The organism is Actinotalea sp. C106 (genome assembly GCF_023630195.1).
Classification (GTDB): Bacteria; Actinomycetota; Actinomycetes; order Actinomycetales; family Cellulomonadaceae; genus Actinotalea.
Window position 1 is genome coordinate 1 of record NZ_JALPKN010000605.1, and the last position, 669, is coordinate 669.

The following is a 669-nucleotide window of genomic DNA, read 5'->3' on the forward strand; positions in this document are numbered from 1 at the left end:
GCCACCGCGAGGCAACCACCGGCCCGGGTCGCGACCTCGGCGAGGGCTTCCCGGGCAGCCGTCGCGGTCGTGGGGGAGAAGCGTGCGGCCTCCTCGACGGTGGTGCCCAGGCGCAGGGCCCGCGCACCCGCGTGCTCGAGCAGGTCCGCGAGACGGCAGAGGACGACCGCGGCGCGCTCGAGCTCCTCGAGGTGGACCCGGGTGCTGCCGTAACCGCCGCGGACCCGGACCCCGGAGGGGAGCCGGTCCAGGTCCGGCGGCGGAGCGACCTCGCTCACCGTGAACCCAGCTGATCGGCCAGGTCGACTCCGAGGGCGAGCCACCGCGCGCCTGGCGAGGTCGGGTCGAGGCCCTCGGGAGTCAGGGCCGCGCGCTGCGCGACGGCGGAGTCGGCATGCCGGGCGAGGGTCTGGTCGGCCCCGAGGACGACCTCGGTCAGTCGGCGCAGATCCTGCTCGAGGAGGTCGAGCTCACCGTGGTACCGGCTCGCGGCCGTCGCCTGCCAGGAGTCGGTCCGTGCTGAGCGCACCAGGGCGTGGGCCTGGTCGACCTGGGACAGGACCTCGGCGAGGGCCGCCCCCCACTCCTGCGCCCAGGCACCGTCCTCCCCCGCGAACCACACCACCGCGCACCCCTCCACCGCGCCGCCGGGCGGCCCTAGGAGGAGGG

General features: G+C 76.5%; 2 protein-coding genes. Both read right to left on the reverse strand.

Annotated features, from left to right (window positions below; genetic code table 11):
* Positions 1 to 278, reverse strand: a 278-nt coding sequence (locus L0B03_RS18750; protein ID WP_250448624.1) for a hypothetical protein, incomplete at its 3' end; no start/stop codon positions are given.
* The coding region (locus tag L0B03_RS18755; RefSeq protein ID WP_250448626.1) for a hypothetical protein at positions 275 to 669 on the reverse strand (395 nt) is incomplete at its 5' end. The genes L0B03_RS18750 and L0B03_RS18755, both read right to left, overlap by 4 nt.